This is a genomic window from Serratia plymuthica NBRC 102599 (assembly GCF_001590925.1).
Taxonomy (GTDB): domain Bacteria; phylum Pseudomonadota; class Gammaproteobacteria; order Enterobacterales; family Enterobacteriaceae; genus Serratia; species Serratia plymuthica.
This window is the reverse complement of sequence record NZ_BCTU01000038.1, coordinates 1-21,226: the sequence shown is the minus strand read 5'-3', so window position 1 is coordinate 21,226 and position 21,226 is coordinate 1. Positions and strand designations below refer to the sequence as shown.

Sequence of the window (21,226 nt, the reverse complement as noted above, 5' to 3'; positions counted from 1 at the left end):
TCACGCCCTCTTCCCAGGGAAGAGGGCCGATAACTCAGCTTTCTATCGCCTCAGAGCCGCCCTGCTCCAGGGGCGCGTCCGACTCGGCCGGCAGCACCATATAAGTGCCTTCAAATATCGCGCCTTTATCGTCGTCACCGAACAGATGCACCTCCGCTTGCACCCGTGCGCGGCGGCCCCGCGCCAGACGTGCCAGATCGCCGCTCAGCGAGCTGAGATCCGCCACCGCGCGCGGTCTGCCGGTGATAGGTTTGCTGTAGCGGATATGCGCATCTGCCAGAATAATGGTGCCGCCCAGATGGCGCTCACGCAGCAGCAGCCAGATAAGCCCCCAGGCGGTCAGCGTGGCCAGAGAGAACAGGCTGCCGGCAAACAGCGTATGATGCGGGTTCTGATTGCCAATCTCCGGCATGGTGGTGACGAAACGCTGGCCGGTATACTGGCTGATGCGCACCCCCATTTTCTCGCTGAGCGGGATATGATCGTACCAGGCCTGCTGCAGCTGGCCGCACCAATCGGGGCGATGCAGAATATCGTCCAGCGTGGCCACCGGCTTAATCATCAGGAAGTGGCGGATCGGGGTAGTTTGCGGCGCGGTGATCTCGCCCTGATTGACGAAACCCAGCTTGGCAAAGAACTCCACCGCATCCTCACGGGCGCTACACACCACCCGCTTTACCCCTTCCTGACGTGCCACGGATTCCAGCGTCATCGCCACCAGCGTGCCGAGGCCTTTGTCCTGTACCGTAGGGTCTACCGCCATAAAGCGGATCGCCGCCTCGTTGTCGGCATTGATATACAGCCGCCCGATAGCGACAATTTTACCGCCCTCATCCACCACCATCTGATGGTGCGCCATGGCGTCGTAGGCATCCTTTTCCGAACCCACCGGTTGGTGCAATGGCTTGCGCAGCATTTCCCAACGAAACTGGTAATAATCCTTCAGCTCTTGTTCTGTTACGGGTACTCGTAGGTGATACATAGACGCCTTCTCTCTCAAAATACTTAGACTTGAAGCCAAAACGTCACCGGCCCGTCGTTCACCAGCGCCACTTGCATGTCGGCGGCGAACTCCCCGGTCTGTGTTTCTACACCGCGTTCGCGGCACTGACCAACAAAATATTGATACAACCGATCGGCCTCCTGCGGTACTGCACCACGTGAGAAACTCGGGCGCATGCCTTTTTGGGTATCGGCCACCAGCGTGAACTGCGAAACCACCAACAGACTGCCTCCCGCCTGCTGGACATTGAGATTCATCTTGTCGTTCTCGTCGCCAAAGATGCGATACCCCAGCACGCGTTCACACAGGCGCACGGCTTTTTGCTCGTTATCGTCCTGCTCCACGCCCAATAACACTAACAAACCGGGGCCAATCTTGCCTACCGTCTCTCCCTTGACCGTGACGCTGGCGTTTAACACCCGTTGTATTAACGCAATCATAACTGCCCTTCTTGTGTCTGATCCTGTTGCTCCGTCTTTTGCCGGCGGTAGTCACGGTATTCTCCGAGGGTAACGGTGATTTCAGCGCCGAGTAACACGATACACCAGCTCCAGTAGACCCACAGGAATAAAATCGGGATCACCGCCAGCACGCCGTATATCAGCTGATAAGACGGGAACATGGTGATATACAGCGCAAAGCCCTTCTTGCCGAGCTCAAACAATACCCCGGCCACCAGCGCGCCGATCAGCGCATCTTTGGGTGGCACACGCACCGTTGGCACGATGCAATACAACAGCCAGAACGATACCCACGACAGAATTAACGGGAAAATTCGCAGTACCTGATCCACCAGGCTGTTAACACCGGTCTGCGCCAGCCAATTGAGCGACAGCAGATAGGAGCTGATAGCCATGCTGGCACCTACCAACAACGGCCCCAGAGTCAGCACCATCCAATACACCGCAAACGAGAATACGATTGGCCGTTTGTTCTTGCTGCGCCAGATAGTATTCAGCACGCTGTCCACCGAGGAGATCAGCAGCAGCGCGGTGACAATCAGCCCGCAGGTACCGACGGCGGTCATTTTGTTGGAGTTGGCGACAAACTGCTCCAGATAACTTTGGATCACGTTGCCGGCGGCAGGCATGAAATTAGAGAAGATAAAACTTTTCAACTGGACGCTGATGTCGGAAAACATCGGGAACGCGGCAAACAGCGCGAACACCACGGTAATCAGCGGCACCAGCGACAGCAGGGAAACATAGGCCAGATGGCCCGCCAGCATGGTCAGGCCATCGTTATCGACGCGTTGGAACAGCAGCCGCCCGAAGGTGACGCTGGGTTTGATCGCAGAAGACAACTTTTTACGGCGGAAAAACGACATGGTCACTCCTTGATGTCAGTTTGTACGCCTTAAGCTTAACCCTTCGCGGTCATTGGGCAAAATAAGCCGGCACCACGTTACGGTCGGTCACGTGCACCGTTTTGATTCCCAGCGCCTGTGCGGCGGCGACGTTATCCGGATGATCGTCGAAGAACACTGCGGCTTCCGGCGGCGTATTTTCGGCGTTGAGTACGTGCAGATAGATGTTGGCGTCCGGTTTGCGCATGCCGATGTCCTGAGACAGATACAGATGATCGGCGGCCTCGGCCACTTCCGGATAATGCTGCGGCCAATAGTTGCAGTGCAGACGATTGGTGTTCGACAACACCACCACCCGGTGACCTTCGCTGCGCAGGCGCTTCATGATATCGATCACCTCCGGACGCAGGGCGACAAACACCGCCTGCCAGCCGGTAGCGAACTGCTCAAAACTGAGGGCGATACCCATTTCATCACTTAGCCGTTCGGCAAAATCTTCGTCGCTGATTTCACCGCGCTCATGCTGCTGGAACAACTCACCCAGGGTGAAACGCTCGGACAATACCGCCAGCGGCGTGCCACTCAAATTGCTCCATACACCCAGTACACGTTTGAAATCGATATCGACAATCACATTACCTAAATCAAAGATATACAACATAGTCCTCTCCTGATGGGCCGGTGAGATTTCACTGTAGCGGGAAAAGGGGGGGCTGAACAGAGAGCCGACGGAAAAGCGCATAGCGCACGGCAGAAATGGGGAAAGGCAGAGGAAAAAACTCAGGGCGCAGAACGCGCCCTAAGCATTGCAGACTAAGTCAGCGATTAAGCGTCTTTAGGACCGCGGCTTGCACGCTTACGATCGTTTTCCGTCAGGTGACGTTTACGAATACGTACGGACGTTGGCGTTACTTCTACCAGTTCGTCATCATCGATGAATTCCAGAGCTTGCTCCAGAGACATCTTGATAGCCGGAACCAGAGTAGTGGCTTCGTCAGTACCGGAAGCACGCATGTTGGTCAGCTTCTTACCGGTCAGGCAGTTTACGGTCAGGTCGTTGGAACGTGAGTGAATACCGATGATCTGGCCTTCATACACTTCCGCACCGTGGCCCAGGAACAGCTTGCCGCGATCTTGCAGGCCGAACAGGGCGAACGCTACCGCTTTACCCTGGCCGTTGGAGATCAGCACGCCGTTCTGACGCTGGCCGATTTCGCCCTGGCGTACATCGTCGTAGTGGCTGAAGGTGGAGTACAGCAGACCGGTACCGGAAGTCATGGTCATGAACTCGGTACGGAAGCCGATCAGGCCACGCGCAGGGATCAGGTAATCCAGGCGAATACGACCTTTGCCGTCTGGGATCATGTCCTTAACGTCACCTTTGCGCTCACCCATGGCTTGCATGACTGAACCCTGGTGCTGTTCTTCGATATCCAGCGTCACGTTCTCGAATGGCTCTTGCATGCGGCCATCGATTTTACGGTTGATAACTTTAGGACGGGAAACCGCCAGCTCGAAACCTTCACGACGCATGTTTTCGATCAGAACCGACAGGTGAAGTTCACCACGGCCCGATACGCGGAATGCGTCAGCATCTTCGGTTTCTTCAACGCGCAGTGCCACGTTGTGCACCAGCTCTTTGTTCAGACGGTCGAGGATCTGACGTGAAGTCACGTACTTGCCTTCTTTACCACAGAACGGAGAGGTGTTGACGTTGAAGTACATGGTTACGGTCGGTTCATCAACAGACAGCGCCGGCAGCGCTTCAACGGCGTTGGTGTCGCAGATGGTGTCAGAGATGTTCAACTCGCCCAGACCGGTGATAGCGATGATGTCGCCAGCTTCAGCCACGGCAGCTTCGATACGTTCCAGGCCCATGTGGGTCAGAACCTTAGCGACTTTACCGTTACGGGTTTTGCCTTCGCTATCAATGATAGTGATCTGCTGGTTAGGTTTAACCTTACCGCGCTTGATACGGCCGATACCGATAACGCCAACGTAGTTGTTGTAGTCCAGCTGAGAGATCTGCATCTGGAACGGCGCTTCGAGCTCAACCTGCGGCGCAGACACGTGGTCTACGATCGCCTGATACAGCGGGGTCATGTCTTCCGCCATCTCGTTGTGGTCGGTGCCCGCGATACCCATCAATGCAGAAGCATAGATGATTGGGAAGTCGAGTTGCTCATCGGTCGCGTCGAGGTTAACGAACAGGTCGAAGACCTGATCGACAACCCAGTCAGGACGTGCGCCCGGACGGTCAACCTTGTTGATTACCACGATCGGCTTCAGACCATTAGCGAAGGCTTTTTTGGTCACGAAGCGGGTTTGCGGCATTGGGCCATCCATTGCATCCACAACCAGCAGCACCGAGTCAACCATTGACATCACACGCTCAACCTCGCCGCCGAAGTCGGCGTGTCCTGGGGTATCCACGATGTTGATGCGGTAGTCTTTCCAATTAATGGCGGTGTTTTTTGCGAGGATGGTAATCCCACGCTCTTTCTCCAAATCGTTGGAGTCCATTACGCGTTCGGTGGCTTCTACACGCTCTCCGAAAGTACCGGATTGTTGCAGCAGCTTATCAACCAGGGTGGTTTTACCATGGTCAACGTGGGCAATAATGGCGATGTTACGCAAATTTTCGATCACAGCTTTGCCTCAGGCATTAGAAATAGCGCGCTATTGTACACGTATTAAGCGAGGTACTAAACAAGATCACAACAGTCTCTTATAAACAACTGTGTACAGGTCAGTTTGTGATCCCTTTCACGGTGCAAAAAGCAGCAGCTGGTGCACTTTTGCACCATTACAGTGCCCCACACTGCGTTATTTGCACCATATAGGTGCAATGCGTCACTGATGGTGCATACTGATTCTGTGCAAAACCCGCGCAGGAAGGCGATTAAAGCGCTTTTGCAAAGTTGGCACAGTTTTCGCTTTAGTCTATTCAAGGCAAAAACAGCCAGTTCCACAGATTCGTTCCACGACGACGACAATAATAAATCCGGGAGAGTTAAGTATGTCCGCTGAACACGTTTTGACGATGCTGAATGAGCATGAAGTGAAATTCGTAGACCTGCGTTTCACTGACACCAAGGGTAAAGAGCAACACGTCACCATCCCTGCTCATCAGGTGAATGCCGACTTCTTCGAAGAAGGTAAAATGTTTGACGGCTCCTCGATCGGCGGCTGGAAAGGCATCAACGAATCTGACATGGTGCTGATGCCAGACGCCAGCACTGCGGTGCTGGATCCGTTCTTCGAAGAATCCACCCTGATTATTCGCTGCGACATTCTCGAGCCAGGCACCATGCAGGGCTACGACCGTGACCCGCGTTCCATCTCCAAGCGTGCAGAAGACTTCCTGCGCTCTTCCGGCATCGCGGATACCGTGCTGTTCGGGCCAGAGCCTGAGTTCTTCCTGTTCGACGATATTCGTTTCGGCAGCAGCATCCGTGGTTCCCACGTGGCTATCGACGATATCGAAGGCGCATGGAACTCCGGCACCAAATACGATGGCGGCAACAAAGGCCACCGTCCGGCAGTAAAAGGCGGTTACTTCCCGGTTCCTCCGGTCGACTCTTCACAGGACATCCGTTCTACCATGTGCCTGACCATGGAAGAAATGGGTCTGGTGGTCGAAGCGCACCACCACGAAGTGGCAACCGCAGGTCAGAACGAAGTGGCAACCCGCTTCAACACCATGACCAAGAAAGCCGACGAAATCCAAATCTACAAATACGTGGTTCACAACGTGGCTCACGCATTTGGCAAAACCGCGACCTTCATGCCGAAACCTATGTACGGTGATAACGGCTCAGGTATGCACTGCCACATGTCACTGTCCAAGAACGGCACTAACCTGTTCGCTGGCGACAAATACGGCGGCCTGTCTGAAACTGCCCTGTTCTACATCGGCGGTATCATCAAGCACGCTAAAGCGATCAATGCCCTGGCCAACCCGACCACCAACTCTTACAAGCGTCTGGTCCCAGGCTACGAAGCGCCGGTCATGCTGGCTTACTCAGCCCGTAACCGTTCCGCTTCCATCCGTATCCCAGTGGTTGCCAGCCCGAAAGCGCGCCGTATCGAAGCCCGTTTCCCGGATCCAGCGGCTAACCCATACCTGTGCTTCGCGGCTCTGCTGATGGCAGGCCTGGATGGCGTGATTAACAAAATCCACCCTGGCGATGCCATGGACAAAAACCTGTATGACCTGCCACCGGAAGAAGAAGCTGAAATTCCAAAAGTTGCAGGCTCTCTGGACGAAGCGCTGGCTGCACTGAGCGAAGACCGCGAGTTCCTGACCCGTGGCGGCGTATTCACCGACGACGCAATCGACGCTTACATCGACCTGCGTAAAGAAGAAATGGACCGCGTTCGCATGACGCCACACCCGGTTGAGTTCGAACTGTACTACAGCGTTTAAGCCTTTACCGCGCCATCTGCGGATGGCGCACCAAATTTTATTTGTCGTTTTTTTGTTGCCGTGGAAACTTTCAGCCCATCTTCGGATGGGTTTTTTTCTCCACCGTATTTTCTGCAACACTATTCCATACCGCTCGCATCACGGATGGAGTAGCATAGATGCACTAAAAAGGTGCAGGAGTCTGCTGTATGGCAACTGGCAAGCTGCCCGATGCTGGGCAGATCCTCAATTCTCTCATCAACAGCATCCTGCTGTTGGATGATGATCTGGCGGTTCATTACGCCAATCCGGCAGCACAACAACTGCTGGCGCAAAGTTCCCGTAAACTTTTCGGTACACCGTTACCCGAGCTGCTCGGCTATTTCTCGCTGAATGTCGATCTGATGCGCGAGAGCCTACGAGCTGGCCAGGGCTTTACCGATAGTGAAGTGACCCTGGTGGTTGACGGCCGTGCGCATATCCTCTCCCTGACCGCTCAGGCGCTGCCTGAAGGCTATATCCTGGTCGAGCTGGCGCCAATGGATAACCAACGCCGTCTGAGCCAGGAACAATTGCAACACGCCCAGCAGGTGGCGGCCCGCGATCTGGTCCGCGGCCTGGCGCATGAAATCAAAAATCCGCTTGGCGGCCTGCGCGGCGCTGCACAGTTGCTGGCCAAGGCACTCCCCGATCCGGCGCTGACCGAATACACCAAAGTGATCATTGAACAGGCCGATCGCCTGCGCAACCTGGTCGATCGCCTGCTGGGGCCTCAGCGGCCCGGCCAGCACATTACCCAGAGCATTCATCAGGTGGCGGAACGGGTATGCCAACTGGTGTCGCTGGAGAAACCGGACAACGTGACGCTGGTGCGCGACTATGACCCCAGCCTGCCGGAAATGGCGCACGATCCGGATCAGATAGAACAGGTGCTGCTGAACATTACCCGCAATGCCCTGCAGGCTCTGGGCGCTGAAGGTGGCACTATTACACTGCGCACCCGCACCGCGTTCCAGATCACTCTGCACGGCACTCGCTACCGATTGGCGGCACGTATCGATATCGAAGATGACGGCCCCGGCGTACCGGCGCAGTTGCAGGACACCCTGTTCTACCCGATGGTCAGCGGCCGCGAAGGCGGCACCGGCCTGGGTTTATCCATCGCCCGTAATCTTATCGATCAGCATTGCGGAAAAATTGAATTTAACAGTTGGCCAGGACATACCGAATTCTCGGTTTACCTGCCTATTCGCCAGTGAGGTTTTCTATGCAACGAGGGATAGTCTGGATCGTCGATGACGATAGCTCCATCCGCTGGGTGCTTGAACGCGCGCTCACTGGAGCGGGTGTGAGCTGCGCCACCTTCGACAGTGGCAATGCAGTGCTGGAAGCATTGGCCACGCAAACTCCCGACGTGTTGCTGTCTGACATCCGCATGCCGGGTATGGATGGTTTAGCGTTACTCAAGCAGATCAAACAGCGCCATCCTATGCTGCCGGTCATCATAATGACCGCGCACTCGGATCTGGACGCCGCCGTCAGCGCCTATCAGCAAGGGGCGTTCGATTACCTGCCCAAGCCGTTTGATATCGACGAAGCGGTGGCGCTGGTCGAACGCGCCATCAGCCATTATCAGGAACAACAGCAGCCGGCGCGTAGCCAGCCGGCCAACGATCCGGCGGCGGACATCATCGGCGAAGCGCCGGCGATGCAGGATGTGTTTCGCATCATCGGCCGCCTGTCGCGCTCGTCGATCAGCGTGCTGATCAACGGCGAATCGGGGACTGGCAAAGAGTTGGTGGCCCATGCCTTGCATCGCCACAGCCCGCGCGCCAAATCGCCTTTTATCGCGCTGAACATGGCGGCAATCCCCAAAGACCTGATCGAATCCGAACTGTTCGGCCACGAGAAAGGCGCGTTCACCGGCGCCAATCAGATCCGTCAGGGGCGTTTTGAACAGGCAGACGGCGGCACGCTGTTCCTGGACGAAATCGGCGATATGCCGCTGGACGTGCAGACGCGCTTGCTGCGCGTGCTGGCAGACGGTCAATTCTACCGGGTCGGCGGTTATGCGCCGGTGAAGGTGGACGTGCGTATCATCGCCGCCACGCACCAAAACCTGGAGCTGCGGGTACAGGAAGGCAAATTCCGCGAGGACTTGTTCCACCGCCTGAACGTGATCCGCGTGCACCTGCCGCCGCTGCGCGAGCGCCGCGAGGATATCCCACGCCTGGCACGCTACTTCCTGCAGGTAGCGGCAAAAGAGCTTGGCGTTGAAGCGAAGAATCTGCATCCGGAAACCGAAACCGCGCTGACCCGCCTGCCATGGCCAGGGAATGTGCGTCAGTTGGAAAATACCTGTCGCTGGTTAACCGTGATGGCCGCCGGACAGGAAGTGTTAATTCAGGATCTGCCGAGCGAGCTGTTTGAAACCTCCGTACCGGAAACCGCCGGCCACAGCCTGCCGGACAGCTGGGCTACGCTGCTGGCGCAGTGGGCCGATCGCGCCCTGCGTTCCGGTCATCAAAACCTGTTGTCGGAAGCACAACCGGAGATGGAGCGTACGCTGCTCACGACCGCGCTGCGCCACACCCAGGGACATAAGCAAGAAGCCGCCCGGCTGCTTGGCTGGGGCCGCAATACCTTAACGCGGAAATTGAAAGAGTTGGGAATGGAATAGCTTGCGTCATTGATTATAAAAAATACAATCAAGCGCACAAAAAAACGGCTATTTCAGGCTTTACAGCCTGCATGGTCGCAGTATGATCGGGTCGCACACTCTGGAGGCTCAGGATGTTGGACTCATTCATCGTATTTATTTCCCAAGGCGCAGAGCTTGGCTCTTCCGCCAGCCACACGCCGCAGGCAGCCGTTGCTGCGGTGCTGTGCGCAGCACTGATTAATTTCTTCAGTTGAAAAAGCGGCCGCATCAGCGGCCGTTTTTTTATGCATCAAATCACCCGCGAGAACTGCTGAGTGCGCGCCTGCTGACGCAGATAGAGATCAAAGCACATGCAAATATTGCGGATCAGCAAACGGCCGCGCGGGGTTACGCGAATTCCCCGCTCATCACGCTCCACCAGTCCATCACGTTCAAACGGCGCCAACAACTGCAGGTCTTCGGCAAAGTAAGCGGCGAAGTCGATAGCGTACTGCTGTTCTATCGCGCGATAGCCCAATTTGAAGTTGCAGATCAGCGTTTTGATAACTTCACGCCGCAGGCAATCGTCTTCCGTCATCGCCAAGCCACGCCACAGCGCATTGCCCTGCGCCTCAACGTTGCTGTAATAGGCCTTCAGCTCTTTCTGGTTCTGCGCATAGCTGTCACCTAACATGCTGATGGCGGAAACACCCAACCCCAGCAGATCGCTGTCGCCCTGAGTGGTATAACCCTGGAAATTGCGGTGCAGCTTGCCTTCGCGCTGGGCTACCGCCAGCTCATCCTCCGGGCGAGCAAAGTGATCCATGCCGATAAATTGGTAACCGGCCTCAGTCAGAGAAGCGATGGTCTGCTGCAGGATATCCAGTTTCTGCTGCGCACTCGGCAAGTCGGCATCCTTGATCTTGCGCTGTGCGGCGAACAGGCTCGGCAAATGCGCATAGTTGAACACGCTGAGGCGATCCGGGCTTAGCTCCGCCACCCGCTCCAGGGTGAAAGCAAAACTCTCCGGCGTCTGTTTTGGCAGCCCGTAAATAAGATCGATATTGGTGGAGTTAAATCCCAGTGCCTTGGCGCGGGCGATCAGGGCAAAGATAAATTCTTCATCCTGCTCACGATTAACCAGCCGCTGAACCTCTTTATTGAAGTCCTGCACCCCCATGCTCAGGCGGTTGAAACCTTCGCTGCGTAAATGATCGAGTACATCCAGTTCAATTTCACGCGGATCAACCTCGATCGACATTTCCGCATCCGGCAAGAAATCAAAGTGTTGCCGCAGCATCGCCGTCAGTCTGCTGATTTGCGACTTACTTAGGTAGGTAGGCGTACCACCGCCCCAGTGCATCTGGCCAACCTTGCGCCCGGCAAACAGCGGAGCGCGCTCGGCGATTTCACGCGCCAGTACCGCCAGGTACTCATCAGCCTTGTGGGTCTGACGCGTCACCAGCTTGTTGCAGCCGCAGAAATAACAGAGTTTATGGCAGAACGGAATATGTACGTACAGTGACAACGGACGTTCAGGATAACGCGCCGCGGCGCTTTGAAACGCCGCTTCGTCGTAGCCCTGGTTAAACTCCAGCGCCGTGGGGTATGAGGTGTAACGCGGCCCTGAATAGTTATATTTCTGGATCAGGGCCAGATCCCAGACGATTGCCTGCTCTGACATGCTCACTCCTTCCGATATTTTTTCCTACCGGGCCGGGAAATGGGCAGTTGTCTACGCTGTCTGGCCGCGGAAGCGCTGCGAAAACGCGTTTTGCGTTTAGACAGCCGCCATAGTTTACCGAATAACCACAGCAGATAACACATCAAGAGTAGGGCTATTGCCAGGATCGGCCACATGGCACGTTAAAATACGTCTTTCGGGTTACCGCTTTTCAGCAGTTTCAGGATGTCTTCCTGCTTTTCTTCTTTTTCATCGTCTTCGTCGTCGCCCAGCTCAATGCCCAATTGCTCCATCAGCGCATCGATGCGATCCAGCGTCTGGTCAACGTAAGCCTGGTCTTCTGCGTTCAGCGTCGCACCGTCGTCGATACGATCCAGCAATGCATCCAAACGCTCGTCATTTTCCAACTTCGCCAGCTCTTCTTCCGGCGACAGGCGCGGTTTGGCTGCGGCCTTCGGCTTAGGCTGCGGTTTGGCTTTTGGTTTAGCTTCAGCCACCAGCGCTACCGGTACTTTGCTGCCAATACGCGGATCTTTGACCTGCGCTTCGGCCTTGTTTTTCTGATTAGCGGACTCAACCTGAGTGCGAGAACCGGAAGCGAGACCACGGCGTTTTTTCAGGCGCTTGCGCTCACGGGCTTCCTGATCGAGCTCCACACGGCTTTTCTTTTTCGATTTCGACGTCGCCGCGCTGCTGCGTGGGGCGCGAGGTGCTTTTGATGGTTGGTTCATAGCGTACGCTCTTAGGTATGTAGATTCAGTATAGAGATGCTATACGATTGCGGCGGAATCTAGCAGAAAGCGGACAAAGAAAAAAGGCGGCAGGTTAAACCTGCCGCCTATTTCTCACCCTCTTTCGAAGGATATTCCTGCCACGCGCTCCGTGCGCACACTCAACATCCTGGTTTTTCCCTCTGCTATAAACGCATTCCCTGCTACTACGTCCTTCATCCTGAAAGGGAAATCGTCCATGGCGCAATCCGTTCGCATCCGCTCTCCCTGAGCGCGCTTCCTGCGGGCATCCAGATTGCAATAACTTCACCATCCTTATGCTGTTCACACATTCAGGTGCAAACAAGGCGTTCCTGCTGGGGTCATCCTGTCACTCATTGCACTTCCCGTGCGCTCCCTGAGGTTTGTCACCCTTCCCGGATGTTCCTTACTCCTGCACAGCCTTGTGCTGCGATCTACTTTACGCGATCAAAGGTGACGCTCAAGGTATCTGCCGTGGAATGCCAACCCTCAATAACACAAAAAAATGTTAACTTTTTGTTTTTTAATAAAAAGAACAAAAATCACTTTCGAATAAAGCGACATTGCCCACTATTCGAATGGCAAATGTCTCACACGCTCAATGCGGCGTGACTGCCACGCCCTGCTGGCCCGGCGCTTAAAAACAGAGAAACACACCATTTTTGCCGCTGATGCAGTTATAATCGCCAACCAGTTAGCCATCCTCGCGGAGACGAAAAATTTTGACCAGCAAGAATTACAATTATCATGTGACCCATTTCGTCACCAGTGCGCCCGATATTCGCCATCTGCCGGGGGATGAAGGTATTGAAGTTGCGTTCGCCGGTCGTTCCAATGCCGGTAAATCCAGCGCGTTAAATACCCTGACCAATCAGAAAAGCCTGGCACGTACCAGTAAAACGCCGGGCCGTACCCAGCTCATCAACCTGTTTGAAGTGGAAGAAGGCATTCGCCTGGTCGACCTTCCGGGTTATGGCTACGCCGAAGTTCCCGAAGAGATGAAACGCAAGTGGCAGCGGGCGCTGGGTGAATACCTGCAGATGCGCAACTGCCTGAAAGGCCTGGTGGTGCTGATGGATATCCGCCACCCTCTGAAAGATCTCGACCAGCAGATGATTCAATGGGCGGTGGATGTCGGCACGCCGGTGCTGGTTCTGCTGACCAAAGCGGACAAACTGGCCTCCGGCGCGCGTAAAGCGCAGCTCAATATGGTGCGTGAAGCGGTAGTGCCATTTATGGGCGATATCCAGGTAGAAGCCTTCTCCTCACCGAAAAAAATCGGTGTCGACAAGCTGAGCCAGAAGCTGAATACCTGGTTTAACGAGATCCCGCCGGAAGTTCTGCCGGAAGACGACGCCGCCGGCGAGTAATCTGCCGCAGGTGCCGAGATAGCCGATGTGGAAACACATCGGTTTTTTTATGCCCAATTTTCAAAGCCTTTGGCGTTTTCGTTATCTAATTACAGTTTTGACAAAAAACCATCATAAATTCTTATGATGACTTATTGGCAACGGCAGAGTTAGCGGGCAATAACAGAAGATCGTCAGGCAGAAAAACGGGGGGATGAATAAGAAAAAACTATGGTTTGGCGTTGTTTTTACAATAAAAAACGCCCCAGTCAATACTGACTGGGGCGGCTAAATATTCAGCCAAATCCGATTACGTGAAGTAAAAGGTCTGAAAGATAGAACATCTTACCTCTGTACCCTACGCCTGTAACTCTACATGATTTTTTCGCAGTGCAAAAGAATTTTTTGTAGTTTACTTACACAACTTAGCGCGTAATAACGGCGAGGTTGGGGAAACAATCGCCGTATCTTGTAGCTAAATTACGAAAAGTGCTTAGGTTATCACCAGTTAGCTCATCAGCGATGATGATTAACGGGTAAGCGGCCGCATTATCAATGGGCTTCATCCCAGTTGGCGCCCACGCCGACGTCCACTTTCAGCGGTACCGCCAACGTCATGCTGTTTTCCATCAACTCGCGGATGCGTTGGCTGGACGCTTCAATCACTGACTCATGTATCTCGAACACCAGTTCATCGTGCACCTGCATGATCATGCGCACCAATGGCTCATCCTGACCTTGCAACCAGGCATCCACCTCAATCATCGCGCGCTTGATGATATCGGCTGCCGTCCCCTGCATCGGAGCGTTGATCGCCGCACGTTCGGCGGCCTTGCGACGCATACCATTACTGGAACTGACGTCCGGCAGATACAGGCGACGACCATCCAATGTACTGACATAACCCTGTTCGGCAGCCTGTTGGCGTGTGCGCTCCATATACTCCAGCACGCCCGGATAACGCTCGAAATAAAGATCCATATAGCGCTGCGCTTCGCCGCGCGGGATCCCCAACTGACGCGCCAGGCCGAATGCGCTCATGCCGTAAATCAGGCCAAAGTTGATCGCTTTGGCGCTGCGGCGCTGTTCGCCGGTCACCTTGTCCAACGGCACGCCAAACACTTCGGCTGCCGTAGCGCGGTGGATGTCTTTACCCTCGGCAAATGCCTTCAGCAGCCCCTCATCCTGCGACAGGTGGGCCATGATGCGCAGTTCAATCTGCGAATAGTCGGCCGCGACGATGCGGTAGCCTTCAGGGGCAATAAATGCCTGCCGGATGCGGCGTCCTTCGTCGTTACGCACCGGAATATTCTGCAGGTTAGGATCGCTGGAGGAGAGGCGTCCGGTGGCCGTCACCGCCTGATGGTAGGAAGTGTGCACCCGCCCGCTAAACGGGTTAATCATCAACGGCAGCTTATCGGTGTAGGTGGTTTTCAGCTTCGCCAACCCACGGTATTCCAGAATCACCTTCGGCAACGGATAATCCAGCGCCAGCTCGGCCAACACTTCTTCGTTGGTCGATGGTGCGCCACCAGGGGTTTTCTTCAGGACCGGCAGCTTTTGCTTTTCGTACAGGATCGCCTGCAGTTGTTTGGTCGACGCCAGATTGAACGGCTCTTCCGCCAGTTCGTGCGCCTGAATTTCCAGTTCGGCCAGACGCTTGGTCAACTCGATCGAGTGGGTGGCCAAAATACTTTGGTCAATCAGCACCCCGGTGCGCTCGATATGCGACAGTACCGGCACCAGCGGCATTTCAATCTCATTGAACACCGTCAACAGCTCGGCGCTTTCTTTCAACTGCGGCCACATCGCCAAATGCAACTGCAGCGTGACATCGGCATCTTCGGCCGCGTAAGGCGCCGCCTGCTCCAGCGCAATCTGGTTGAAGGTGAGCTGCTTTTTGCCCTTACCGGCGATCTCTTCAAAGGTAACGGTTTTATGGCCGAGATAGCGATCGGACAAACTGTCCATGTCGTGGCGACCGCCCACGCTGTCCAACACATAAGATTCCAGCATGGTGTCGAAGGCAATGCCGCGCAGGGTGATGTCGTAACGCGCCAACAAACCCATATCAAACTTCAGGTTCTGACCAACCTTCAGCGCCTTCTCGTCTTCCAGCAACGGTTTCAGCGTTTCCAGCACATAAGCGCGATCCAACTGCGCCGGCGCATCGAGATAGTCATGCGCCACCGGCAAATAAGCGGCTTCGCCCGGCGCAACGGCAAAGGACAGGCCGATCAGGTTGGCGGTTAGGGTATCCAGACCGTCGGTTTCGGTATCGAAGGCAAATACTTCGGCGTTTTTCAGCTTTTTGAGCCAATCAGCGAAGGTCTTCTCATCCAATATGGTGACGTAGCCTTCTTGCGACAGCGTCGCTTCCGCAGCCACTTTTGGGGTGTCTGCCACTACGCCGGCAGGTTTCGACGCACTGACCGCTTTCGCGCCGGTGCCTTTTTTGCCTTCCAGCCAGATGCCGGCTTCAACATCCGCCAGCCAACGTTTGAATTCGTACTGTTTGAACAACTGTTGCAGTGCGTCAACGTCCAGCGGAGAGACTTCGAGTTCTGCGCAGGAAAGATCCAGCTCGACATCGGTTTTAATCGTCGCCAGCTTATAGGAGAGGTACGCCACCTCTTTGTTCTGTTCCAACTTGGCTGCCATGGTCTTGGCGCCACGGAAGCTGAGCGTGGCGATGTTGTCCAGGTTGGCATAGAGTGCATCCAGCCCACCAAGCCCCTGTAACAGCGCCTGCGCGGTTTTCTCACCCACACCTGGCACACCTGGGATGTTATCCGAGGAGTCGCCCATCAGCGCCAGGAAGTCGATAATCAGCGCCGGCGGAATGCCGTACTTATCGCACACTTCTTGCGGACCAAGAATGGTGTTATTCATGGTGTTGATCAGCGTCACGTTCGGTGTGACCAACTGCGCCATATCTTTATCGCCCGTGCTGATCAACACCGCATGGCCGGCCTTTTCGGCTTCCAGAGCCAGCGTGCCGATAACGTCATCCGCTTCTACGCCAGGCGTGACCAAAAGCGGAAGGCCCATGGCCTTGACCATTTTGTGCAGTGGCTCGATTTGAGCGCGCAGATCGTCCGGCATCGGTGGCCGATGTGATTTGTACTCTGCGAACAGCTCATCGCGGAAGGTTTTTCCTTTGGCATCAAACACCACCGCAACATGGCTTGGCTGATACTGCAACAGCAGGCTGCGCAGCATATTCAGTACGCCGTACATTGCTCCGGTCGGTTCGCCCGCGGAATTGGTCAGCGGAGGGAAGGCGTGATAAGCACGGTAGAGGTAAGAGGAACCGTCAACCAGGATTAATGGGTTTTCTGCAATCTGGGCCATAGCGTTTCTTTATCGTGATCGGACATAGCAGTAAGCATGCCATAGCTGGCCGCCTGAGACGAACCTTAGCGTGCATTACGGATGAAAATGATGTGATTATGCGAAGCGATCCGCAAGATCCTACCTGTGGATAACTTTGTGCATAGAAAAGACAACAGATTATAACAATGCATTTATCGTTATAATTGAAAATAAAATTCCTATTGAAATCACCGTGTTAAATGGTGTTATTTTGAAGAAGGGTATTTATCGACTTTTACACAATTTGTGGATATAACTTGCGCTCGATTTTAATCGCACTATTAATCAAATTTGGCAACTCAATTACCCTAGCACAAGATGAGCAAGTTGCACGAAAACGCAGCAAATGATTATTTATTCATCTATAACAACTGTTGCTGTTAGTGAGCGCTTTCCCCCCATAATTTCTGTTAAAATATTTTTTTGTTCATGCATATCGGCATGTAACGCTGTTCCCACCGACCATCAGCCCATAATCATGCTTAGACTGCTATCCCCTGTTATTTTTATATTTTCGGCACTGCTCGCCATTTTGGTGACCATGCTGTGTTCGATCCCCATCACATTGGCCGGTATCGTTAAGCTATTGATCCCCTATCCTGTCATCTGGCGACAGACCTCCGCCTTTGCCGATTTTATGATGTGGTGCTGGTGTCAGGGATTGTCGCTGTTATTGCGCATTAACTGGCAGCTACGTTGGGATATTGAGGGGCTGGAAGGGCTGGACCGTAAAAACTGGTATCTGCTTATCAGCAATCACGAAAGCTGGTCGGATATTGTCGTGCTGTGCGTGCTGCTCCGTAACCATATTCCCATGAATAAATACTTTCTCAAGCAACAGTTAGCCTGGGTGCCTTTTGTCGGCCTCGCCTGTTGGGCACTGGATATGCCATTTATGAAACGCTATTCGCGCGCCTATTTGCTCAAGCACCCGGAAAAACGCGGCAGGGATATCGAAGCCACACGCCGCTCCTGCGAGAAATTCCGAAAACGTCCGACCACTATCGTCAATTTTGTGGAGGGTTCCCGCTTTACTGAAGCCAAGAAAATTAAAACCCGCTCCCCCTATCGCAATTTACTGGCCCCAAAGGCCGCCGGTATTGCTTTTACGCTCAGTGCATTAGGCAGGCAGTTCGATAAAGTGTTAAATGTCACCCTGCTTTATCCGGAGAATAGCGAACGGCCTTTTAGGGATATGCTGTGCGGCCGATTAAAGCGCATTGTGGTGAGAATCGAGCTGCTGCCGATCGATGAAACCCTGCATGGCGATTACTTTAACGACAAGCTCTTTAAACGGCGTTTCCAACTGTGGCTGAATACGCTATGGCAGGAAAAAGACAGGCTGTTGGATAAGTTAAAGCGGCAATACAGTTAAAAAAAACGCCGGCTCAGCCGGCGTTCTTCACTTTCAATCTCAGTTATTTCTGCTGGCTGAGGAATTTAACCACGTCGGCGAATTGCTTCACGTAGGCATCCATCGAGCTGGTGTCCAGGCCATCATTTTTAACCATAAACTTACCGTTCACAAATACTGCCGGAACACCGCGCAGCTGCAGATCTTCCGCAGCTTTCTCCTGTTGAACCACCAGGGATTTCACCACAAAGCTGTTCCAGGCCGCATCATAGTCTTCCGCACTCACGCCGGCTTTGACAAACACGTTACGGATATCATCAGGGGTTTGCACGGTCTGAGTTTTTTGTACGGCTTCAAACATCAGTGGGCTCACTTTATCTTCCACACCCAGCGCCATCGCAACCGCCCAGGCCTGAGTCAGCTGTTTACCCAGCGGCCCCAGAAACTCAACGTGGTATTTGGTCATTTTGGTGCCTGCAGGCAGCGCTTTTTTCACGTTCTCGGAAACGTGGTAAACCTGCTCGAACTGATAGCAGTGCGGGCAATAGAAGGAAAAGAACTCCAGCACCTGAGGTTCACCGGTCACCGGTTTGTCCAGGGTTACATACTGAGAACCATCGCTAAACTGCGCAGCCGAGGCACTGAATGCCATTACCATGCCAACGAGCGCCAACCATATTTTCTTCATAAGACTAAACTCTCCATTGTGTTAAAGCTTCAATACATTGGCATCAGCTGCAGAGGAGGTTCCTGCAACAGCTTAACCTGTTCAGTGAATGCCGCGGTCTGAGATAACCAGAAATCAGACTCCGCCATCCACGGAAAACTTTTAGGAAATGCGGGATCCTGCCAACGGCGAGCTACCCATGCCAGGTAGTACACCATTCGCATGGCACGCAAAGGTTCGATCAACGCCAACTCACTCTGATCAAACTCGGCAAACTCTGAGTAAGCCTCCAGCAAAACATCCAGCTGCATCAGGCGATCACGGCGCTCACCGTGCAACAGCATCCACAGATCCTGTACCGCCGGCCCATTGCGCGCATCGTCAAGATCAACAAACAGTGGGCCATCACGCCACAGGATATTGCCCGGGTGGCAGTCACCGTGCAAACGCCGCGGCTGCCAGTCCAGATGCCAATGGTGTTTTATCGCCTCAATCAGAGCGTCCGTCGCAGTCAGGAAGCTGTCGCGCTGTGCATTGGGCAACAGTTCGCAGCCAGCCAGCACTTCACGCGGCGCGGTGAGATATTCTTCAATCCCCATTGTAGGACGCTCCACAAACAGGCTTTCACTGCCCACCTGATGAATACGCCCCAGGAAACGGCCAACCCACTCCAGTTGATCGAGGTTGTCTATCTCATACTGCCGCCCGCCAACGCTGGGAAATACGGTAAAAAAGAAACCGCTGTGCGTATGTAGCGTATTGCCCTGCAGGGCCAGTGGCGCAACTGCAGGGATCTCCGCCTGAGCAAGATCCCCGGCGAACTGGTGTTCTTCAATAATTTGCGCCGCACTCCAACGTTCGGGCCGGTAAAACTTCACCACGTAGCGCTTACGATCTTCGTCCATAAACTGGTAGACGCGGTTTTCATAGCTGTTCAGCGCCGTTAGCCCGGAATCTACACGCAGGCCAACCCCTTCCAGCGCGTCCATAATCAGGTCGGGCGACAGGGTTTGAAAATTAAAAGCGGAGTTGTTCATAACAACATTCAGTTTCATTGGGTGACAGCACTGTGCCGGGAATGAGAAATAGTAGCATTAATGACAAATTTCACGAGCACTGGTTCACCGTACCGCACAAATGCTAATCCTTTATAACGCCACGGGCGCGCAGCAAGGCCGTTTTAAAGTCTTCTTCGTAATCCTTTTTCAGCCCTGGGATCTGTTCCGTGCTGGCGCTGCCGCGCATTTTCAGATGGTAGATAAGAATATCATCACTCAGTTCAGCCAAATCCCCCTGAAAACCGGCTTCTTGCGCCAACTTTTGCAAAAACTGAATCAGGTTGAGATCAGGATCTTCCTGCCAGGCCGGGTGTAACAGCTCAATCAGCTCGTTTACGCGGTGCGTTTTCATCGCAATACCGTCCAATAGAATGAATAAGCACACAAAGTAACAGGCTTACCAACGCAGTGAAAGAAGCAGCTTGTCAATAAAGGTAAATCCTGATGCCGCACCGGCTTTAGCGCTACAATCAGGACGTTAGCCACAATGCAGGATGAAAAATATGCACGAGGACATTACCGGCATTATTCTGGCCGGGGGACGCGCCACGCGAATGGGTGGGGAAGATAAAGGCTTGGTTCAGGTTGCCGGAATACCGTTGTATCAGCACGTGCTTGCCCGATTACAACCGCAGGTAGGCTCGATTGCCATCAGCGCCAACCGCAATCAGGCCCGTTATCAGGAAAGCGGCCTGCCGGCGATCGGCGATCTGACCACTGATTTTTCCGGTCCTCTGGCCGGTATATTGGCCGGGCTGAGATACGCCGCCACTGAATGGGTAGTATTTGTTCCCTGCGATGTGCCCGATTTTCCCACCACGTTGGTCGAACAGCTCTGGCAGCAAAAAGGCCCGGCACTGGCCGCCTATGCCAGCGATGGGGAGCGGGCACATCCAACGCTGGCACTGTTGCACACCAGCCTGGCGCCCCAGTTAGCAGGCTATCTGGCTAGAGGGGATCGCAAGCTAATGCTGTTTCTGGATGCAGCAGGCGCGCGCCAGGTAACGTTCACTGGTCAGCAAGCCGCATTCCACAACCTTAATACGCGAGAAGACTGCCTGCGCTGGCAGCAGGAAAAAGGATTCCCCCATGAATAACCCCCACCCTCCTTTGCTGGGCATTGCTGCCTATAGCGGTACAGGTAAAACTACCCTGCTTAAGCAGCTAATACCGTTATTGAGACAGCGGGAAATCCGAGTAGGACTGATTAAACATACGCATCATGATATGGATGTAGATACGCCAGGCAAAGACAGTTATGAATTACGTAAAGCAGGCGCCGATCAAACATTGGTCGCCAGCGATCGTCGCTGGGCACTAATGACAGAAACACCGGAGCAATTGCCGCTTGATCTGCACTATCTGGCCAGCCGATTTGATCGTGACAAGGTAGATGTGATTTTAGTGGAAGGGTTTAAACACGAATCAGTGAGTAAGATCATTCTGTATCGTGAAGATATAGGCAGGCCGCTGGAGGATATGCTGGATAAGTTTGTCATTGCCGTAGCCAGCGATCGGCCTGTTACAGGGGTTAAATGCCTGGATATTAACCAGCCTGAGGCAATCGCTGAGTTTATCGTCGAGTGGTTGAAAGGCGCAGCGTAGCTGCGCCCGGAGTTTTCTGCCCCC

At 54.1% G+C, this 21,226-nt stretch carries 20 protein-coding genes; 8 read left to right on the top strand and 12 right to left on the bottom strand.

The features are described from left to right. Positions 1 to 34: 34 nt before the first annotated feature. The 5 genes from fabY to typA all read right to left on the bottom strand — a co-directional run bounded on the left by fabY (position 35) and on the right by typA (position 4,958). Positions 35 to 982, bottom strand: coding sequence for a fatty acid biosynthesis protein FabY (gene fabY, locus SPL01S_RS22385; protein ID WP_063202915.1), 948 nt, complete (start codon positions 980 to 982; stop codon positions 35 to 37). A gap of 23 nt (positions 983 to 1,005) precedes the next feature. Then, positions 1,006 to 1,443: a D-aminoacyl-tRNA deacylase gene (gene dtd, locus SPL01S_RS22380; protein ID WP_004953406.1), complete on the bottom strand. Its 438-nt coding sequence runs from the start codon at positions 1,441 to 1,443 to the stop codon at positions 1,006 to 1,008. Beyond that, the gene (locus SPL01S_RS22375; RefSeq protein ID WP_063202913.1) at positions 1,440 to 2,330 is read right to left on the bottom strand and encodes a virulence factor BrkB family protein; all 891 of its coding nucleotides are present in this window, start codon (positions 2,328 to 2,330) and stop codon (positions 1,440 to 1,442) included. Before SPL01S_RS22375 ends, dtd begins: the two co-directional genes overlap by 4 nt. A 49-nt stretch (positions 2,331 to 2,379) precedes the next feature. Further along, positions 2,380 to 2,970, bottom strand: coding sequence for a glucose-1-phosphatase (gene yihX / locus SPL01S_RS22370; protein ID WP_004953418.1), 591 nt, complete (start codon positions 2,968 to 2,970; stop codon positions 2,380 to 2,382). Positions 2,971 to 3,134: 164 nt separating this feature from the next. After that, positions 3,135 to 4,958: a ribosome-dependent GTPase TypA gene (gene typA, locus SPL01S_RS22365; RefSeq protein ID WP_006328953.1), complete on the bottom strand. Its 1,824-nt coding sequence runs from the start codon at positions 4,956 to 4,958 to the stop codon at positions 3,135 to 3,137. A 370-nt stretch (positions 4,959 to 5,328) separates the two neighbouring features. On the opposite strand from typA, the gene glnA reads away from it, so the two are divergent. From glnA to SPL01S_RS25360, 4 genes are all read left to right on the top strand, one after another. Further along, positions 5,329 to 6,738 carry a glutamate--ammonia ligase gene (gene glnA, locus SPL01S_RS22360; RefSeq protein ID WP_013815047.1) on the top strand — a complete coding sequence of 470 codons (1,410 nt, stop codon included), beginning with the start codon at positions 5,329 to 5,331 and terminating at the stop codon, positions 6,736 to 6,738. A gap of 188 nt (positions 6,739 to 6,926) precedes the next feature. Continuing rightward, on the top strand, positions 6,927 to 7,976 hold the full coding sequence (gene glnL / locus SPL01S_RS22355; protein WP_004953431.1) for a nitrogen regulation protein NR(II): 1,050 nt from the start codon (positions 6,927 to 6,929) through the stop codon (positions 7,974 to 7,976). Between the two features lie 8 nt (positions 7,977 to 7,984). Further along, positions 7,985 to 9,397 carry a nitrogen regulation protein NR(I) gene (glnG, locus tag SPL01S_RS22350; protein ID WP_062869081.1) on the top strand — a complete coding sequence of 471 codons (1,413 nt, stop codon included), beginning with the start codon at positions 7,985 to 7,987 and terminating at the stop codon, positions 9,395 to 9,397. A gap of 113 nt (positions 9,398 to 9,510) precedes the next feature. Continuing rightward, positions 9,511 to 9,633, top strand: a complete 123-nt coding sequence (locus SPL01S_RS25360) for a YshB family small membrane protein (protein WP_006320185.1) — start codon at positions 9,511 to 9,513, stop codon at positions 9,631 to 9,633. 35 nt (positions 9,634 to 9,668) lie between these two features. Here the strand turns inward: SPL01S_RS25360 and hemN are convergent, their stop codons facing one another. Together hemN and yihI are read right to left on the bottom strand one after the other, a co-directional pair. Continuing rightward, on the bottom strand, positions 9,669 to 11,042 hold the full coding sequence (gene hemN, locus SPL01S_RS22345) for an oxygen-independent coproporphyrinogen III oxidase (RefSeq protein WP_063202911.1): 1,374 nt from the start codon (positions 11,040 to 11,042) through the stop codon (positions 9,669 to 9,671). Between the two features lie 182 nt (positions 11,043 to 11,224). Further along, a complete protein-coding gene (gene yihI, locus SPL01S_RS22340; protein ID WP_020440002.1) occupies positions 11,225 to 11,773 on the bottom strand; it encodes a Der GTPase-activating protein YihI in 549 nt (182 codons plus the stop codon). Between the two features lie 743 nt (positions 11,774 to 12,516). On the opposite strand from yihI, the gene yihA reads away from it, so the two are divergent. Further along, positions 12,517 to 13,164, top strand: a complete 648-nt coding sequence (gene yihA / locus SPL01S_RS22330) for a ribosome biogenesis GTP-binding protein YihA/YsxC (RefSeq protein WP_004953443.1) — start codon at positions 12,517 to 12,519, stop codon at positions 13,162 to 13,164. Between the two features lie 275 nt (positions 13,165 to 13,439). Here the strand turns inward: yihA and spfP are convergent, their stop codons facing one another. Then, positions 13,440 to 13,487: a small protein SpfP gene (gene spfP / locus SPL01S_RS25885; RefSeq protein ID WP_071892919.1), complete on the bottom strand. Its 48-nt coding sequence runs from the start codon at positions 13,485 to 13,487 to the stop codon at positions 13,440 to 13,442. A gap of 208 nt (positions 13,488 to 13,695) precedes the next feature. Then, positions 13,696 to 16,497, bottom strand: a complete 2,802-nt coding sequence (gene polA, locus SPL01S_RS22325; RefSeq protein ID WP_063202909.1) for a DNA polymerase I — start codon at positions 16,495 to 16,497, stop codon at positions 13,696 to 13,698. Between the two features lie 499 nt (positions 16,498 to 16,996). On the opposite strand from polA, the gene yihG reads away from it, so the two are divergent. Further along, positions 16,997 to 17,893: a 1-acylglycerol-3-phosphate O-acyltransferase, YihG family gene (yihG, locus tag SPL01S_RS22320; RefSeq protein WP_006328973.1), complete on the top strand. Its 897-nt coding sequence runs from the start codon at positions 16,997 to 16,999 to the stop codon at positions 17,891 to 17,893. A 43-nt stretch (positions 17,894 to 17,936) separates the two neighbouring features. On the opposite strand, the gene dsbA is transcribed toward yihG, so the two are convergent. The 3 genes from dsbA to SPL01S_RS22305 all read right to left on the bottom strand — a co-directional run bounded on the left by dsbA (position 17,937) and on the right by SPL01S_RS22305 (position 19,949). Next, a complete protein-coding gene (gene dsbA / locus SPL01S_RS22315; protein ID WP_004953465.1) occupies positions 17,937 to 18,560 on the bottom strand; it encodes a thiol:disulfide interchange protein DsbA in 624 nt (207 codons plus the stop codon). A 29-nt stretch (positions 18,561 to 18,589) separates the two neighbouring features. Continuing rightward, positions 18,590 to 19,576 (bottom strand): serine/threonine protein kinase, encoded by a 987-nt coding sequence (locus SPL01S_RS22310; RefSeq protein WP_063202907.1) that lies wholly within the window; start codon positions 19,574 to 19,576, stop codon positions 18,590 to 18,592. 103 nt (positions 19,577 to 19,679) lie between these two features. Then, complete coding sequence (locus tag SPL01S_RS22305; protein ID WP_063202905.1) at positions 19,680 to 19,949, bottom strand: YihD family protein; 270 nt, start codon at positions 19,947 to 19,949, stop codon at positions 19,680 to 19,682. Between the two features lie 151 nt (positions 19,950 to 20,100). On the opposite strand from SPL01S_RS22305, the gene mobA reads away from it, so the two are divergent. Together mobA and mobB are read left to right on the top strand one after the other, a co-directional pair. Continuing rightward, a complete protein-coding gene (gene mobA, locus SPL01S_RS22300) occupies positions 20,101 to 20,694 on the top strand; it encodes a molybdenum cofactor guanylyltransferase MobA (RefSeq protein ID WP_062869086.1) in 594 nt (197 codons plus the stop codon). Next, a complete protein-coding gene (gene mobB, locus SPL01S_RS22295) occupies positions 20,687 to 21,202 on the top strand; it encodes a molybdopterin-guanine dinucleotide biosynthesis protein MobB (protein WP_063202903.1) in 516 nt (171 codons plus the stop codon). Before mobA ends, mobB begins: the two co-directional genes overlap by 8 nt. Positions 21,203 to 21,226 lie beyond the last annotated feature (24 nt).

Bases quoted from the DNA above. Each gene is read 5' to 3' on its own strand.
- fabY (WP_063202915.1), bottom strand. From the start codon at position 982: ATGTATCACCTACGAGTACCCGTAACAGAACAAGAGCTGAAGGATTAT.
- dtd (WP_004953406.1), bottom strand. From the start codon at position 1,443: ATGATTGCGTTAATACAACGGGTGTTAAACGCCAGCGTCACGGTCAAG.
- SPL01S_RS22375 (WP_063202913.1), bottom strand. From the start codon at position 2,330: ATGTCGTTTTTCCGCCGTAAAAAGTTGTCTTCTGCGATCAAACCCAGC.
- yihX (WP_004953418.1), bottom strand. From the start codon at position 2,970: ATGTTGTATATCTTTGATTTAGGTAATGTGATTGTCGATATCGATTTC.
- glnA (WP_013815047.1), top strand. From the start codon at position 5,329: ATGTCCGCTGAACACGTTTTGACGATGCTGAATGAGCATGAAGTGAAA.
- glnL (WP_004953431.1), top strand. From the start codon at position 6,927: ATGGCAACTGGCAAGCTGCCCGATGCTGGGCAGATCCTCAATTCTCTC.
- glnG (WP_062869081.1), top strand. From the start codon at position 7,985: ATGCAACGAGGGATAGTCTGGATCGTCGATGACGATAGCTCCATCCGC.
- SPL01S_RS25360 (WP_006320185.1), top strand. From the start codon at position 9,511: ATGTTGGACTCATTCATCGTATTTATTTCCCAAGGCGCAGAGCTTGGC.
- hemN (WP_063202911.1), bottom strand. From the start codon at position 11,042: ATGTCAGAGCAGGCAATCGTCTGGGATCTGGCCCTGATCCAGAAATAT.
- yihI (WP_020440002.1), bottom strand. From the start codon at position 11,773: ATGAACCAACCATCAAAAGCACCTCGCGCCCCACGCAGCAGCGCGGCG.
- polA (WP_063202909.1), bottom strand. From the start codon at position 16,497: ATGGCCCAGATTGCAGAAAACCCATTAATCCTGGTTGACGGTTCCTCT.
- yihG (WP_006328973.1), top strand. From the start codon at position 16,997: ATGCTTAGACTGCTATCCCCTGTTATTTTTATATTTTCGGCACTGCTC.
- dsbA (WP_004953465.1), bottom strand. From the start codon at position 18,560: ATGAAGAAAATATGGTTGGCGCTCGTTGGCATGGTAATGGCATTCAGT.
- SPL01S_RS22310 (WP_063202907.1), bottom strand. From the start codon at position 19,576: ATGAACAACTCCGCTTTTAATTTTCAAACCCTGTCGCCCGACCTGATT.
- SPL01S_RS22305 (WP_063202905.1), bottom strand. From the start codon at position 19,949: ATGAAAACGCACCGCGTAAACGAGCTGATTGAGCTGTTACACCCGGCC.
- mobA (WP_062869086.1), top strand. From the start codon at position 20,101: ATGCACGAGGACATTACCGGCATTATTCTGGCCGGGGGACGCGCCACG.
- mobB (WP_063202903.1), top strand. From the start codon at position 20,687: ATGAATAACCCCCACCCTCCTTTGCTGGGCATTGCTGCCTATAGCGGT.